This is a genomic window from Haemophilus haemolyticus M19501 (genome assembly GCF_000222025.1).
Lineage (GTDB): Bacteria > Pseudomonadota > Gammaproteobacteria > Enterobacterales > Pasteurellaceae > Haemophilus > Haemophilus haemolyticus_G.
The window spans coordinates 21,114-37,686 of record NZ_AFQO01000005.1 but is presented as its reverse complement, the minus strand read 5'-3'; the positions used below and the strand labels follow the sequence as shown (position 1 = coordinate 37,686).

General features: G+C 37.8%; 15 protein-coding genes. 3 read left to right on the top strand and 12 right to left on the bottom strand.

The genetic code is table 11. From position 1 onward, the window contains the following. Positions 1 to 36 precede the first annotated feature (36 nt). From lpxM to seqA, 7 genes are all read right to left on the bottom strand, one after another. Entirely contained in the window at positions 37 to 993 is a 957-nt protein-coding gene (gene lpxM / locus GG9_RS06375) for a lauroyl-Kdo(2)-lipid IV(A) myristoyltransferase (RefSeq protein ID WP_005630667.1), read from the bottom strand. Positions 994 to 1,039: 46 nt separating this feature from the next. After that, the gene (locus tag GG9_RS06380) at positions 1,040 to 1,807 is read right to left on the bottom strand and encodes a TSUP family transporter (RefSeq protein WP_005630665.1); all 768 of its coding nucleotides are present in this window, start codon (positions 1,805 to 1,807) and stop codon (positions 1,040 to 1,042) included. A gap of 17 nt (positions 1,808 to 1,824) precedes the next feature. Continuing rightward, positions 1,825 to 2,685, bottom strand: coding sequence for a penicillin-insensitive murein endopeptidase (gene mepA, locus GG9_RS06385; RefSeq protein WP_005630663.1), 861 nt, complete (start codon positions 2,683 to 2,685; stop codon positions 1,825 to 1,827). Between the two features lie 337 nt (positions 2,686 to 3,022). After that, the gene (aroC, locus tag GG9_RS06390) at positions 3,023 to 4,096 is read right to left on the bottom strand and encodes a chorismate synthase (protein WP_005630662.1); all 1,074 of its coding nucleotides are present in this window, start codon (positions 4,094 to 4,096) and stop codon (positions 3,023 to 3,025) included. Between the two features lie 9 nt (positions 4,097 to 4,105). After that, a complete protein-coding gene (mscK, locus tag GG9_RS06395; RefSeq protein ID WP_005630660.1) occupies positions 4,106 to 7,429 on the bottom strand; it encodes a mechanosensitive channel MscK in 3,324 nt (1,107 codons plus the stop codon). Positions 7,430 to 7,470: 41 nt separating this feature from the next. Next, on the bottom strand, positions 7,471 to 8,829 hold the full coding sequence (gene menE / locus GG9_RS06400; RefSeq protein WP_032825056.1) for an o-succinylbenzoate--CoA ligase: 1,359 nt from the start codon (positions 8,827 to 8,829) through the stop codon (positions 7,471 to 7,473). Positions 8,830 to 8,831: 2 nt separating this feature from the next. Then, a complete protein-coding gene (gene seqA, locus GG9_RS06405; RefSeq protein WP_005630657.1) occupies positions 8,832 to 9,443 on the bottom strand; it encodes a replication initiation negative regulator SeqA in 612 nt (203 codons plus the stop codon). Between the two features lie 69 nt (positions 9,444 to 9,512). Here seqA and GG9_RS06410 point away from each other — a divergent pair, with 69 nt between their 5' ends. The 3 genes from GG9_RS06410 (at position 9,513) to fur (ending at position 11,386) form a co-directional block, all read left to right on the top strand. Beyond that, a complete protein-coding gene (locus GG9_RS06410; RefSeq protein WP_005630645.1) occupies positions 9,513 to 10,295 on the top strand; it encodes an alpha/beta fold hydrolase in 783 nt (260 codons plus the stop codon). Between the two features lie 94 nt (positions 10,296 to 10,389). Next, positions 10,390 to 10,914: a flavodoxin FldA gene (gene fldA / locus GG9_RS06415; RefSeq protein WP_005629135.1), complete on the top strand. Its 525-nt coding sequence runs from the start codon at positions 10,390 to 10,392 to the stop codon at positions 10,912 to 10,914. A 28-nt stretch (positions 10,915 to 10,942) separates the two neighbouring features. After that, the gene (gene fur / locus GG9_RS06420) at positions 10,943 to 11,386 is read left to right on the top strand and encodes a ferric iron uptake transcriptional regulator (RefSeq protein WP_005630643.1); all 444 of its coding nucleotides are present in this window, start codon (positions 10,943 to 10,945) and stop codon (positions 11,384 to 11,386) included. 106 nt (positions 11,387 to 11,492) lie between these two features. On the opposite strand, the gene gdhA is transcribed toward fur, so the two are convergent. The 5 genes from gdhA to GG9_RS06445 all read right to left on the bottom strand — a co-directional run bounded on the left by gdhA (position 11,493) and on the right by GG9_RS06445 (position 16,403). Beyond that, on the bottom strand, positions 11,493 to 12,842 hold the full coding sequence (gene gdhA, locus GG9_RS06425; protein ID WP_005630640.1) for an NADP-specific glutamate dehydrogenase: 1,350 nt from the start codon (positions 12,840 to 12,842) through the stop codon (positions 11,493 to 11,495). A gap of 377 nt (positions 12,843 to 13,219) precedes the next feature. Beyond that, the gene (tatC, locus tag GG9_RS06430; protein WP_005630637.1) at positions 13,220 to 13,990 is read right to left on the bottom strand and encodes a twin-arginine translocase subunit TatC; all 771 of its coding nucleotides are present in this window, start codon (positions 13,988 to 13,990) and stop codon (positions 13,220 to 13,222) included. 9 nt (positions 13,991 to 13,999) lie between these two features. Continuing rightward, positions 14,000 to 14,560, bottom strand: coding sequence for a Sec-independent protein translocase protein TatB (gene tatB / locus GG9_RS06435; protein ID WP_005630634.1), 561 nt, complete (start codon positions 14,558 to 14,560; stop codon positions 14,000 to 14,002). Between the two features lie 3 nt (positions 14,561 to 14,563). Then, on the bottom strand, positions 14,564 to 14,791 hold the full coding sequence (tatA, locus tag GG9_RS06440) for a twin-arginine translocase TatA/TatE family subunit (RefSeq protein ID WP_005630630.1): 228 nt from the start codon (positions 14,789 to 14,791) through the stop codon (positions 14,564 to 14,566). A 172-nt stretch (positions 14,792 to 14,963) separates the two neighbouring features. Then, positions 14,964 to 16,403, bottom strand: coding sequence for an alanine/glycine:cation symporter family protein (locus GG9_RS06445; protein ID WP_032825047.1), 1,440 nt, complete (start codon positions 16,401 to 16,403; stop codon positions 14,964 to 14,966). Positions 16,404 to 16,573 lie beyond the last annotated feature (170 nt).

The window sequence follows — 16,573 nt, the reverse complement described above, 5'->3', positions numbered from 1 at the left end:
ATCCGTTTTCGAGAATATGACTTTCAAACCCTATTCTTAATCATAAAGATCTTCGCCATCCTTCCTTGTACGCAATAATTGCAAAATCCAAACATATTGCTCTGGCGTTGGCGTAACAAAAGATTCTATTTCTTCGTTCATTGCTCGGGCTGATTGTTCAGGATCATCACTTAAATTCATTGCGGGATGAATTTCCATTTCATATTTGCCAGCCTCAGCGTTATAACGAGGAAACATTGGAATGACAACAGCTTTAGAAAGTTTTGCCATTTTATTTAATCCCGGCAATGTCGCTTTATAAGTTCCAAAGAAATCAACAAATACGCTTTGCTCCACACCAAAATCTTCATCTGGTAAGTAATAACCCATTTCGCCTTTACGAACATGATTTAAAAAAGGTTTAATACCATTTTGGCGAGCATGCATTTTTCCGCCGAAACGTTGGCGTGTAATCGTCCAAAGCCAATCCACCAATGGATTACGGTGTGGATTATACATAGAAGTCATTGGCATGCCTTGAGTGTGCATAATAATGCCAGACGCATCAATCGCCCAGCCATGTGGCACCATAAGAATAATATTCTTGCCTTCAGCTTTTGCCCGTTCGATATGTTCAAGACCGATAAATTCGCTACGTTTTTGCAAATGTTTCTTTGAACGGATGGCAATCTCACCAATACCAAACATAACTTGTGCAACAACCGCAAACATTTTATCAATTATTTGCTCATGTTGTTGTTCAGTCCAATGAGGGAAACAATATTGCAAGTTAGTTTGTGCACGCGTACGCTGTTTCTTTGCTTTATGCCCAATCCAAATACCTAATTTTCCCGCCAATTTATCGCGTAGACGAAAAGGCACAAATGCTAACAACAATAAAAAGAAAATACCGAGCCAAATTCCCCAATATTGAGGCTTTAAATACGACCATGAAAAGTGCGCTTCATAGCCCACCCTCGCTGTCAAACGTAAATTTTGTTGATTATTTGACATAATAAAATGAAATTAATTTTAACCGCACTTTTGCGCGCTTTCCGAATTAAAAATGAAACCAGCCCTGATCGTAAACCATTTTAGCCGTCATCATAAAGGACATGATAACAACCATTGGTCGAATCAAGGTTTTACCTTTCGTCATTACCATTTTAGCACCTAAATTTGCGCCTAAAATGCTCCCAGCCATCATCACGAAACCCACTTTCCAAAGAATTTGTCCGCCCAATAAGAAAAGCGCAAAAGAAGCAAAGTTTGAAGTGAAGTTCATCACTTTTGCATGTGCTGTCGCTTTCGGGAGATTAAATCCTAGCAAAGTAACACAGGCTAAACTCATTATTGAGCCAGTTCCTGGACCAAAGAAGCCATCATAAAAACCTAAAAATGGGCTAACTAAAAGACCAAATAACAGATAACTTAATCGTTGTTTTCGATCTTCATCACCTAATTTAGGAGTAAATAAAAAATACAGACCAATGGCTAAAATCAAAAAAGGTAGAATTTTTTTGAAAATCGCTACATCAATTGATTGAATTAACAATGTACCGAGGGATGAACCTAAGAAAACCCAAATCAAAATAAACCAAATATCGCGTAAATTGACCGCTCTTTTTCGCAAGAAATAAAGGCTTGCAGATAATGCGCCCCCCATAGCTTGCAATTTGTTGGTGCCTAACGCCATTGCAGGTGGTATACCTGTCATGAGCAACGCTGGAATAGTGATTAATCCACCACCGCCAGCAATCGCATCGATAAATGATGCAACAAAACCAACACAAAACAATATTGCTAAAAGATCAATTCCGATATCCATATTGATTTACCTTAATGCTATTCTAACCATTCACTCCGATTCGGTGAGTTCAAAATTTGTTGGCACAAAAACGGCTCTGGTGGTGTAACTTTAGGTTTGCTCACTGAAGCGCCTGGTTTTGGCGGTTCAAACCAAGAATATAATTCGTCTCCACAACCATCACCAGCAGGAACGGGGGCTTGATTTTCACAATAAGGCGCATCTGCAGGGCAAGTTAAACGAACATGAAAATGAGAGTCGTGACCATACCAAGGACGAACTTTGTGTAGCCAACCGCGATCATTGCCAGCGGTTTGACATAATTTTACCTTAATCGCAGGATTAACAAAAATACGCGTCACACTTGGATCTTGCGCGGCTAACTTGATTAACGTCGCATGATTGCTATTCCACACGCGTTCATCGACTCGTTGCGCCTTTCTATCCACAACTAATAAACCTTTACCATCAGAATTCAGCGCATCGGCATCTGACATTTCGCCCATTCTTAACCAAATATCCGCATCTAACCCCATCTGATGGCTAGCATGACCCGTTAAAAACCGCCCGCCACCCGGCATGGCAATATCGCCCACTAACATCGTTGGTAACCCAGCAGCTTTAACGCGTTGCCCCAAACGTTCAAGATACTGAATCATATTTGGATGACCATAATAACGATTGCGATTCATACGAATAACTTGGTAACCTTCACCTTTCGGCGGTAATGCTTGCGCTCCAATAATACACCCGTTGGTATAACTACCAATAGGACTTGCTTTACCATCTTCACTTGGAATAGGGCGTTTCACTTTTTGCCAATCTAGAGGAGACGCAACAACGTTCAGAGAGAAAAGTGCGGTAAAAATTATGGTTGTTTTTAATAAAATTTTATTCATTCTAAAGTTTTGCCGTAGGTAAATATATTCTAGGTCTTGCTTGTAGATAAGCATACTCTGGGTTTTGCCGTGGGTAAGCATATCCTAGGTTTTGCCGTGGGTAAGTATACCCACGGTTAGAAAAATAGTTCCCCTTTGGGGAACTTTATACTTACCCCAAAGGGGTAACATCAAACTAAAACTAACCTAGGGTATACCTACCCTAGGCACAGACTCACATATAGGTACACCTTAAGTTCAGCCCCATTGAAGAACTTTCCACTTACCCCAAAGGGGTAACATCAAACTAACCTAGGGTATACCTACCCTAGGCACAGACTCCCATCTTACACTAAGATTATTTACACTGTGCCTTAAAACGTAAGAGATGATCTAATAAGACAATCGCCACCATAGCTTCCGCAATTGGCACAGCACGAATCCCCACACAAGGATCGTGACGACCTTTTGTTACAACTTCTACGGGTTTACCATTAAGATTGATTGAACGACCAGGAATCGTAATGCTTGAAGTTGGTTTTAGTGCAATAGTGGCGATAATTGGCTGTCCTGAACTAATTCCGCCTAAAATACCGCCTGCATGATTACTTTCAAAGCCATTAGGTGTCATTTCATCACGATGTTCCGAACCTCGTTGTTCAACCACAGCAAAGCCATCGCCAATTTCTACACCTTTTACTGCATTAATTCCCATTAATGCGTGAGCAAGATCGGCATCTAAACGGTCAAATACTGGCTCACCCAATCCTACAGGTACATTTTCTGCAATAACAGTAAGTTTTGCGCCAATAGAATCTCCTTCTTTTTTAAGTTCACGGATCAATTCATCGAATTTTTCTACCGCACTTTCATCAGGACAAAAGAATGGATTACTGTTTACCTTTTCCCAATCAATTTGTCCCACTTTCTGCGGAGCAATTTTTATATTACCGATTTGGCTTAAAAAACCTCGCACCTCAATGCCAAAATGTTCACGTAAATATTTTTTTGCTATCGATCCAGCTGCAACTCGCATCGCTGTTTCACGCGCTGATGAACGTCCACCGCCACGATAATCACGGATGCCATATTTTTGCTGATAGGTAAAGTCTGCATGACCAGGGCGAAAACGATCTTTAATCTCTCCATAATCTTGCGAACGCTGATCACCATTTTTAATGATCATTCCGATACTTGTGCCTGTCGTTTTTCCTTCAAACACACCAGACAAAATTTGAACTTCATCGTCCTCACGACGCGGCGTGGTATATCGAGATGTTCCTGGTTTACGACGATCTAAATCTGGCTGAATATCTTTCTCTGATAATTCAAGATTTGGCGGTACCCCATCAACGATACAGCCTAATGCAATACCATGTGACTCCCCAAAGGTTGTCACACGGAAAAGTTGTCCAATTGTATTACCAGCCATAATTTCCCCTTATTTTTTTACATCAACAAAAGGAATTTCTTCGCCTGTATCATTATTTTTGATAAATACATCTAATTGATTAAAGGCAATATCAATATTATGTTCTGCAAATAATTCATTAATACGGCGATTAAGGGCATCTGTAGTACTGGTGCGATCCCCAACTTGTTCTACATAAACACGTAACTCGTGATCCAAAGTACTTGCGCCAAAAGTTAAAAAATAAGCAGATGGTTTAGGATCACGTAAAACAGTCGGCTGTTCATCAGCTGCTTGAAGTAATAATTGGCGCACGAGTGTTAAATCAGAACCATAAGCAACACCAACGCTAATCACTAAACGTGTCATAGTGCTAGATAATGCCCAGTTGGTCACTTGACCTGTCACAAAAGATTTATTTGGCACAATCACTTCTTTGCGATCAAAATCAATCAATGTAATTGCACGGATACGAATTTTCGCTACAGTACCGCTCACTCCATTAATGGTAACCACATCGCCAACTCGGATTGGGCGTTCAAATAACAAAATGATACCTGACACAAAATTTGCAAAAATCTCTTGCATACCAAAACCAAGACCAACAGAAAGTGCGGCGAATAACCATTGTAATTTTGACCAAGACATCCCTAAGGTTGCAAATGCCCACGCGCCACCAATGGCGATAAAAATATAAGTAAGTAGTGTCGTAATCGTATAAGGCGTACCTTGTGAAAGATTCACTCGAGAGAAAATTAATACTTCCAAAATGCCTGAAATATTACGAACCAACACATAAGTAATTCCCACGATAACCAAAGCAACAAGAAGATTAAATAAAGTAATGCTTTCCATTACAGTGCCAGCATCGGTTGTCGTGGTTTGTTGCCAAAGTGTAATTTCACGTAAATAGCTCACTACGGTGACTAAATCTGACCATACATAGTAGAAAATCCCTAATAATGCTGTCCAAATAAAGAGATCTACAAAACGTAATAATTGGCTACGCACATCATTTAACGCCAAACTTTCCTCTGGCTCTCCCACTGCAACCACATCATCAGAGGATATATTTTCATAATTATTTTCAAGTGCTTTTTGACGACGTTTTTCTGCTAAACGGCGATGTGCTAAACGACGAGAAGAAACCGTAATACCACGGTAAATCGTATTGCGTACTAACCACCATACACACCAAGCAATATAAGAATGAATAAAATGCTCAATCAAATTTAAAGCGGTGTAGTAATAGCCTAAAACAATAAGTACGATTAATCCCACAGGAATTAATCTCAAACCAATTTGTACAATTCTTATTAACCAATGATGTTTATTTGTTTCAGGTTCATAAGCGCGAAGTACTCGATTAAAACGAGGGGCAATAATCGCCGCACAGAAAATTAGAGCCGTAATAGTATTAATTTGACCTAACACATCATTAGCTAAACCTGCATCAGTGACATTGCTAAACACAGAAGTATTTAAAAGCAATACAATCACAATAATAATGCGCTGGATAACACCACGAAAACGTTGTGCATTCTCTTTTGAAGATTCAAAATGATTAACAAAAATACCATTTGGACGGAACAATGAAATCCAAAATGTAAAGAACCACCAATAACCCGCCATATTAAATGACCAATGCCAAAATTCTTCTGGATTTTTGAAGAAAAAGAAGCCGATCATTTGGCAAACTGCTAAAAACCAAAGTGTACTAGAAAGCGTTAAAAACGCTGTTAATAACAGGGCAAGTGGAGTACTCCACTGACTATCTGTATCTAAACGATGTATTTCACGATTAATTTTGTTTAATTGTTGTTTAATTCGATTTTTAAATTTAAAAATTGCACCGCCTACAATAAATAACCCTAAGAAATACATCAGCAAATAAGGTAAATTGTCATAATTAGTTGGAAAACCTAATTTTTTCAACATGCCATTAAACTGTTCAACTAAAGCTCTTGGAAGCATTTTTACCCAATCTAAATTAATAGGATTATTACTTTTCACCCAAAAACTTTGCTGCTCTAATTTAGATTGAATTTGATCACTGATTTGTGTAATTTGCTGCTGTGTTAATTCCAAAGAAATCGCGAGATTTAATTGATTATTTAAAGATTTAATTAGATCAGATGTCATTTTCCGACGCTCAGTTAATAACGTTTTAACTTGCGTTCTTTCTGCCTCAGTAAATTGTTTTCCATCTTCACTTTCAACTTTATTAATATAGTTATCTAGATCATAAAGTTCATTGCGTTTTTGAGTAATGTCAAAAATATGTACGCGCAAATCGGCAATTTGTTTTGATAAACCTTGAATATTTAAGTTAGTCGGTAATTTTTGTTTTTGTTGCTGGATAATACGTGAAAGAACTAACGTGCCTTGTAATGCACTAATTTGTTCATCAATAGTATGTTGAGTTTGAGTGAGGCTATCTAAAATATTTCGCATTCTTAACTCATCTTGAGTTAATGAATTCGCTTTTTCTGTTTGTTGTAATAAATACTGACCAAGCTGTGCATTGCGATCAAGCTCTTTTTGAATGTAATCATTTTGCACAGTTTTTTGCTGTTGCTGCTGAGCTTGTTCTACTTGATTTTGTGATTGCTGAAGATTTTTTTGATTAATGACTTCTTGAATCTCAATAATATTTTGCTGCTGTACTTGCAAACGTAAATTCAATAGGTCATAACGGCTTTGATAAAGTAAAGAAAGCTGATCATTATTTTTTAATAAGTTTTGATTATAACTATTCTTTAAATCAATCAGTTGTAATTCAATCTGATATTGTTTTCGCAATGTGCTACCAATATCATTATTGGCTAATTGTTGATTGATTTGCTGTGTGCGTACAACATTTTCTGTTAATGCCGCTTGTGCTCGTTCAGAAATAGAACTTTGCCCTGCCAATTGTGCATTTGCTGTGCTTAATGCGTTTTGCGTATCTTGTAATTGATCATTTAACTTAGTGAGACTATTTTGTAAATAGTCCTGTGATTGTGCATTATAATCAGTACTTGTTGCCGTTTCTTGTTGTTTTTTTAATGCTTGAATTTCTGCATTATTCTTTCTAATTTCACTCTCTGAATGGCTTAATGTTGTTTGCAATGCATCATTGATTTTTTGTTGAGCTTGAATTTGCTGCAATAAATCAATTGATGTTTGTAATTCTGCTAACAACGTATTTTTTGCCTCCCCCTCACTCATTTTTTGAGCGTTAGCCAAATCGGCTTTAAGCGATTGCTCTGTTGGTAATACGTTTGTTGAATTTGCCGCCAATACCCCTTGCGAAACGCTAAGGGTAAACATTGCCGAAGCAAAAAGTGCGGTAAAAAATGGAGGTGTTTTCATAAGTTTCCTAATCATTATTTTTCCCTAATCTAAATGGTAAATTAATTTATCTCATCTCGCTTTGCCAGCCAATCAGCAAGCTGTTTACGTGAGATCTTAATGCCTTTCTCAAGCATCAGTGGCAAAGGATAATATGCAATAGGCTGTTTAAAACGTGCAAGTTTATCTTGTAAAAAAAACATTAAATTTTCAACCGCACTTTTACTAAAGAGTTCATTAAAATCCACTAAAGCGACAGGACGCTGACCAAATTCTTTGTTTTTTTGTGGTAAAACAAACACTTGATTAACTGAAGAATGTTGAATAATCACTTGTTCAATTTCTTCTGGTTGAATATTTTCGCCACCTGAAATAAACATATTATCAAGTCGTCCGATAATAACAAGTTCGCCCTCTTGCCAAATGCCTTTATCTTTTGTCTGAATCCAGCCTTGGTTATTCGTTAATGGAACAATTTGTCGATCTTTCCAATACCCCATCGCCAAACCTGCACCTTTCAGCCAAATTTCATCATTTACTAAACAATACTCTCTACCTAAGAGCGGTTGCCCTACGCCTTGTTTTCTGTCAGATTTTTTAGCAAAAACTGTCGAAGCCATTTCCGTCATTCCGTAGCCAGAATACGTTTCGATACCGTATTTCACCATTTTTTGTGTAAGTTCTGTGGGAATATGCGCACCGCCCAGTAAAATATGACGCGTAGCAAATGAAATGCTCGGATTTTCCTGTAAATAATCTAATAAACGCTGTAATTGCGTTGGCACAAGAGAAACGTGAGTCGCCTCCAATAATGAAGCGTAAAAATCCGTTTTCGGAAAATGCAATTCAGCGCCACAACTCAACCAACGCCAAACAATACCTTGACCTGAAACATGATATAACGGCAAGGAAAGTAGCCAAGAATGTTCGCTATCAAACTTCATCAATTCGCATACGCCCTTCGCATTATCTAAATGCGCTTGAACATTATGTACTACCGCTTTTGGCAAACCTGTCGAGCCAGACGTGAGCGTCATTGTTGCAGGGCGAAAGAAATCGGCTTTTTGTATAACTACATTAGTTTTTGGAAAATCCCTCAAATCTTCATCATAAAAACAAAAATCGATGTGATGAATCTCACATAATTCTTCAATTTTTTCTTGAGGAAACGCCAGATTAATGCCTAGAATTTTTGCACCCAGTTGGATTGCAGCAAGATATAAAAATAAAATGTTTTCTGTATTTTTTCCGACAAAAGCAACCGCACTTTCAGGATTTACACCTTTATTTTGTAAGAAGGAAACAGTTTGGTTCACTTTCTCGGCTACTTGCGCCCAATTAAAAATATCGCCCTGTGCAGTGCGTAAGGCGATTTTATGAGAAAACTTAGGTTGAATAGCAAAGGCTTGCCAAGGATACATCATTAATTTACCGTGAAATATGCCCGCACTTCGTCAATTAAACTTTCAGGCAAATCCATTGATTGCATTGCGCCTTCCAACATCAGCATTTTACGGCCACTGTTTGTGTTAGTAATAACCCAATAAGGCGTATCTGGAATTTGTTTTGGTTTTGTATGATTGCCAGTCATTAACAATGTTGCTTCATCTCGAGCAAAATAAACTCGGGTGCGGCCTTGTAAAGATTCTGTGGCTTGCGCAAAACTCTCAGGATTAGTGCGATAAAGCACGCGCAAAATAGCTAAGAAACGCGTAACAGCTTTGCCTTCCTCTTGAAATTCTGTCGATTTTAATAAGGCTTGAACTTTTTCTACAATCTGATTAATCGCCGTTATCGGCTGTTTTTTCGTCAGTTTTACACTTTCTGACTTAGCCGGTTCGGGCTGTACTTCTACTTTTGATTCTGTTTTTTCGTTATTTTCAGCCGGAGCAAATGTTAAGCCATCGGCGAAAACACTCGCATGTGCCGGTAAATTAAGCAAACGGCGTAAAATATCCGAAGCACTTTCCCCAATAGAGCGGGTTTGGCTCGCAATGTATTGGTATAATTCTTCATCAACTTCAATGATCTTCATTTTTTTCTCTCTGTTTGCTAGAATTTTTTTAATTATAGCGACTTCTTTACAAATTCTCACGCAAAAATTATGGCAAATTCATTGCTCAATTATCAATTTCATCAAGTAAAACAAACGATTAATTCTCCAACTTTAGTTTTTATTCACGGTTTATTCGGGGATATGAATAACCTTGGCATCATCGCCAGAGCTTTTAACGAAAATTACAATATTTTACGCGTAGATCTGCGCAATCACGGCCATAGTTTTCATTCGGAAAAAATGAATTATCAACTTATGGCTGAAGATGTTATCGCGGTAATCCGCCACTTAAATTTATCCAAAGTGATATTAATTGGCCATTCCATGGGGGGAAAAACCGCCATGAAAATCACCGCACTTTGCCCAGAATTAGTCGAAAAATTAATTGTAATTGATATGTCTCCCCTGCCTTACGAAGGATTTGGACATAAAGATGTATTTAATGGTTTGTTCGCTGTAAAAAATGCAGCACCTAAAACTCGTCAAGAAGCCAAACCGCTCTTAGAAAAGGAAATTGATGATCAGGATGTCGTGCAATTTATGCTGAAATCTTTTGAACCCAATTCACCTGATTATTTTCGGTTTAATCTCACTGCACTTTTCAACAATTACGCTAACATTATGGATTGGGAAAAGGTGCATGTACTCACGCCGACGCTGTTTATTAAAGGCGGAAATTCTTCTTATATAAAAATAGAGAATAGCGAAAAAATTTTAGAACAATTTCCTCATGCGACGTCTTTTACTATTAGTGGTTGTGGCCACTGGGTACATGCTGAAAAACCTGAATTTGTTATACGTGCGATAGCACGATTTGTAAATAAGAATTAATTTAAATGAGAATACTTTTGTAGTATACTCCCACATAATTTAGGGTATATCCCCTATTTATAATCAATACGTTAAATTTTAAAAGGAAAGAAAAATGGCAGTTGTTGGTCTATTTTATGGCAGTGACACAGGCAATACCGAAAACATCGCGAAAATGATCCAAAAACAATTAGGTAACGACTTAATCGATATTCGTGATATTGCAAAAAGTAGCAAAGAAGATATTGAAGCATACGATTTCTTACTTTTCGGTATTCCGACTTGGTATTACGGCGAAGCACAAGCAGACTGGGATGATTTTTTCCCAACGTTAGAAGAAATCGATTTTACAGATAAACTCGTAGGTATTTTCGGCTGTGGTGATCAAGAAGACTATGCTGATTATTTCTGCGATGCTATCGGCACCGTGCGCGACATCGTAGAACCGCGCGGCGCAATCATTGTGGGTAACTGGCCAACTGAAGGCTATACTTTTGAAGCATCAAAAGCATTATTAGAAGATGGAACTTTCATTGGGTTGTGTATTGATGAAGATCGCCAACCTGAACTTACTGCAGAACGTGTGGAAAAATGGTGTAAACAAATTTACGATGAAATGTGCTTAGCTGAATTGGCTTAGCATTTTGTGCATAATAGGAAGAAAAATTATGTCTGAAGAAAACATTAAATTACTCAAAAAAGCGGGATTAAAAATTACAGAGCCTCGTTTAACGATTCTTGCTTTGATGCAAAATCACAAAAATGAGCACTTTTCTGCAGAGGATGTATATAAAATTTTGCTTGAACAAGGAAGCGAGATTGGCTTAGCTACAGTTTATCGAGTGCTTAATCAATTTGATGAAGCGCGTATTTTGATACGTCATAATTTTGAAGGTAACAAATCTGTATTTGAGCTAGCACCCACTGAACACCATGATCATATTATCTGTGAAGATTGCGGAAAAGTATTTGAATTTACTGACAATATTATTGAACAACGCCAACGTGAAATTAGCGAAAAATATGGCATTAAATTAAAAGCGCATAGTTTATATCTTTACGGGAAATGTAGTGATATTAATCATTGTGATGAAAACAATTCAAATAAATAACATCTCTAAGGCGACAAAATGTCGCCTTTCTTATATTCAAATTTTATCCGAAAAAATAACCGCTCTTTTTTAAAGTGCGGTTATTTTCTATTTGAAATTTTGAGGATTAATAAACGCCTTGTGCCAACATAGCATCAGCGACTTTGACAAAACCTGCTACGTTTGCGCCTACCACATAGTTAATATTTTCTTGCCCCTCAATCGTGCCGTATTTTTTACAGTTTGCGTGAATATCTAACATAATTCGATGCAATTGTGCATCCACTTCTTCCGCTGTCCAATATAAACGTTGTGAGCTTTGCGCCATTTCTAAACCAGAAGTCGCTACGCCACCAGCATTAGCCGCTTTACCAGGTCCAAATAATACACCTGCAGCCTGTAACGCTTCTGTTGCTTCAATGGTAGTTGGCATATTGGCGCCTTCAGCGACTAATCTCACGCCATTTTTAATTAAAAGTTGAGCATCTGAAAGTTCTAATTCATTTTGAGTTGCACAAGGAAGCGCAATATCAACTTTCACTTCCCAAGGGCGTTTACCTTCAAAATATTGCAAGCCAAATTGTTCTGCATAATCTTTCACGCGACCACGTTTCACATTTTTAATTTCTAAAAGTGCGGCTAATTTTTCAGTAGTAAATCCCTCAGCGTCATAAACATAACCAGAGGAATCAGAACAAGTCACCACTTTTGCGCCAAGAGATAATGCTTTTTCAATAGCATATTGCGCTACGTTACCAGAACCTGAAACCGATACAACTTTACCCGCAAAGCTATCGCCTTTTTCAGCTAACATGGCTTGAGCAAAATAAACTAATCCATATCCCGTTGCTTCTGGACGAATTAAGCTACCACCAAAAGATAATCCACGACCAGTAAATACGCATGCAGCTTGGTTCGATAATTTTTTCATATAGCCAGCTAAATAACCAACTTCGCGCCCACCAACACCAATATCACCTGCTGGCACATCAGTATCTGCCCCTACATGACGATAAAGTTCAGCTATCAATGCTTGGCAAAAACGCATAACTTCTGCATCTGATTTCCCTTTCGGATCAAAGTCCGAACCACCTTTTGCTCCGCCCATAGGCAATGTAGTTAAAGCATTTTTAAAAATTTGCTCAAAACCTAAAAATTTTAAAATAGATAAATTTACTGATGGATGGAATCGCATACCGCCCTTAAATGGACCAATTGCACTATTAAATTGCACTCGAAATGCACGGTTAACTTGCACCTGACCATTGTCATCAGTCCAAGCTACACGGAATTGAAATGCACGTTCAGGCTCGACTAAACGTTCTAACAATCCCTCTGAACGATATTTAGGATTAGCTTCTAAAAAAGGCCAAATAGAAGTAAACACTTCTCTAACCGCTTGTAAAAACTCAGGTTGATGACCATCACGTTGAGCGACTTTTGCTAAGAATGCATCTAAGGAAGCAACTGTTGACATAATGAATTTCCTTCTTTGTTGTTGATGTTGTGTGTATTGTGTTTTTTATTATGTTCGCCTCATGGGGCGCACTGACAATATGCAATGACCGACTTAACGTTGCAATAATTTTTATGAAGGAAATTTAAAGAAAAACAAAACAGAAAGAAATTATCTAAAAAATCACCCAATTTATTAGATAGAAAATAAAAATAAAGATAATAACCTAATAAAATGATGATGTTTTCGGTGAAAATACGAAACTTTTACTAAGCTATAAATCACATTTATTCGTGAATAAAGAAAAGATATTGTTTTATGAAAAAGCAACGCGACAATGTCATCAATGCAATAAAAAAGGGGCTTAGTGATCTGCCCCTCATGAATAGATTAATTCATTATTCTGTTTTTTCTGATTCATCGTTGTTTTCAACCGCACTTTCATCGTCTTTGGGTTGATAAAAACGAGCGACTAATAGGCCAAGCTCAAAGAGCAAGCACATAGGCACTGCGAGTAAAGTTTGTGAGAAAACATCAGGAGGCGTTAAAAGCATACCGATAAAAAATGCGCCCACAACAATATAAGGACGTTTTCCTGAAAGAGCCTTCACAGTGGTAACGCCAGTCCAGCAAAGTAAAATAATAGCTATCGGTACTTCAAAACACACACCAAATGCTAAAAACAATGCCAAAGCAAAATCTAAATAGCTACTGATGTCTGTTGCAATAGCAACGCCTTCTGGCGCAGTTTGTGTAAAAAAACTAAATACAAACGGGAATACAACGTAATAAGCAAAAGACACGCCACAATAAAATAAAATCGTACTTGAAAATAGCAACGGATAAATCATCTGTTTTTCATGTTGGTACAATGCAGGCGCAACAAAAGCCCAAATTTGATAAAGCAAATAAGGAACAGAAATAAAAACAGCAACAATCGCTGTTAATTTAATTGGCGTAAAGAAAGGCGTTTGAATATTCGTTGCGATCATCGTCGCACCTTTTGGCATAACAGCCGTTAAAGGTGCAGCAACAAAATGATAAATATCATTGGAAAAATACACCAATGCGACAAAAACCAATACCACACAAATCACACAGCGTAATAAACGGTTTCTTAACTCAACAAGGTGTGTAATTAGAGGTTGAGATTCATCCACATTACTCATAAAAACTCGCTATGATTCAGTTTTTGAAGATTGAGATTTTGGTGCTGGCGCAATTTCAATCTCATCCGGCGGATAATAATCAGATAAACGCTCAGTCAATTCTGCTTGCTCGTGGGCTTCAAGTGCAGTTAAATCTGCAGGTGTTTTTTCTGCTTCAGGTAAAGTTTCTGTCGAATCCTCAGTTAATGCCACATTTTGAGGCTTTTCTGCATTTTCAGCCGCACTTTTAATTTCTTTAATTTGCTCTTCCACTGTTGTACCAGCTTGAGCCGCTTTATCCTCTAGCTCTGCTTTCATTTTATCTGCTTGAGCTTTTAATTCTTCCACCGTTTTACTCAATTCAGGTGAAAGGGTTTGCAAGTTCAAAGATTCAGCTTTTTTGATACTATCCTGTAATTCTTGCAATTTTAGTTCTTGTTTCAACTCATTTTGCACATTGGCAGCTAAACCACGAATCGTTTTCACCCAGCCCATCACTGTGCGAATAGCGACAGGTAAACGCTTCGGCCCTAGCACAACTAGGCCAACCACCATTACCAAAACAAGTTCTGAAAAACCAATATCAAACACGGATTAAGCCTGTTCTTTCTCTTTTGTGGTTTCAGTTTTTGCAGATGTTGCATTATTGTCAATAGACTTAAATTCTGCATCTTTTGTTTTTTCATCATCTTGCATTGCTTTCTTAAAGCCTTTCACAGCAGCGCCAAGATCTGAACCCGCATTTCTTAATTTTTTCGTACCGAAAACCAATAAAATGACCACTAATAAGATAATCATTTGAGCAGGGGATAAACCAAACATAATAAACTCCGTTCTGTAAAAAAGAAAAAATTTGGGTCGGAATATACCCTTTTTACCCACGTAGAACAATAGCTATCGGGGATTATTTTCAATTTATCACGATATTAATGATAAAACGCAATATATGAATAAACTAAAAATGGCTAAAAATTTCTTTCTAGCCATTTTATCTTTATTTCCAAATACGGGAATCAAATATTTTCTTACTCAATTCAGGGTGTTCGTCAATTTTAAACTCTGGTGTTTTTCCTTCTTTAAGCTGGCGTTGATAATCCTTCATCAATTTCCATACGATTGGCGATAACATCAAAATTGCGATCAAGTTAATAATTGCCATGACAGCCATTACCGTATCTGCAAAATTCCACACCACATTGCCTGAACGAACCGAGCCAAAATACACGAAGAATAGCACCATTAAACGGAACAAAAATACAAACCAAGGTTTATTCTTGATAAAACGGATATTGCTTTCCGCATAAGCATAGTTACCAATAATAGAAGAATAAGCGAATAACAATAAGATAAACGCCAGGAAATGCACCCCAAATTCACCTACATGATATTGCAAGGCATTTTGCGTAAGTGAGATACTTTTTAGCGTTTCGCTACCATAATTATTGGAAAGCAAAATAATAATGGCAGTACAAGTACAAACGATCATTGTATCAACAAAAACTCCGAGCATTTGCACTAAACCTTGGCTAACTGGATGCTTAACGTGAGCTGCTGCAGCCGAATTAGGCGCAGAACCCATCCCCGCTTCGTTTGAGAATAAACCACGTTTAATCCCCATCATCATTGCTTTTGATACAAGCGCACCAAACATTCCGCCAGCGGCAGCATCAAAACTAAATGCACTTTGAATGATACGATGAATCACGGAAGGAATCATATCAATATGCATACCAAGAATAATCACCGCCATAATCAAATAGAAAAGCGCCATCATTGGCACAAGACTACTCGAAATAATCGCAATCCGCTTAACACCACCGAAAATAATAAGTGCGGTCAAAATTACTAATGAAATACCAACATATTCCCCTTTCCAATTCCACGCATTGCTCGTCGCTTCAACAATAGAGTTTGCCTGCACAGAATTAAAGGCAAAACCAAATGTAAAAATTAATGCAAGCGCAAAAGCCACTGCCATACAACGTGATTTTAAACCTTGCACAATATAATAAGCAGGGCCACCACGGAATGAGCCATCTTTATCCTGAATTTTAAATAATTGAGCAAGAGTAGATTCAGCGAAAGCACTCGACATGCCAATAAATGCCGTTACCCACATCCAAAACACTGCGCCTTCGCCACCTAAGGCGATTGCCGTTGCAACCCCACCAATGTTACCCACACCAACGCGGCTCGCAAGACCTGTCGTAAACGCTTGGAAAGGTGTTAATGAACTCCCCTCCACCGCACGGCCAAACCACATTTCACGAAGGCTTGCTGGAAATAAACGGAACTGCACAAATCCTGTTGTAATGGTAAAAAATAGACCAGTCCCAAGCAAAATAATAATGGTGGCATCCCATAAAGGTCCATCAAGGTGTGCAACTATCCAAGTTAGCACTTCTTCTAACATTTTTGAAAATTCAAATTCCATAATCATCCCTCAAGCGATAAATAATTTGATTGTATGGTTTTTCAATGAAAAGGCGAGATTTTTTAATGATTTCTCTAAAGAAAAGAAACACAAGCAAGAAAAAATCTAATAAATTTAGAATATTCTAAATATTTTCCAAAACAAAGGGCGTATTATTTGAATACGCCCCA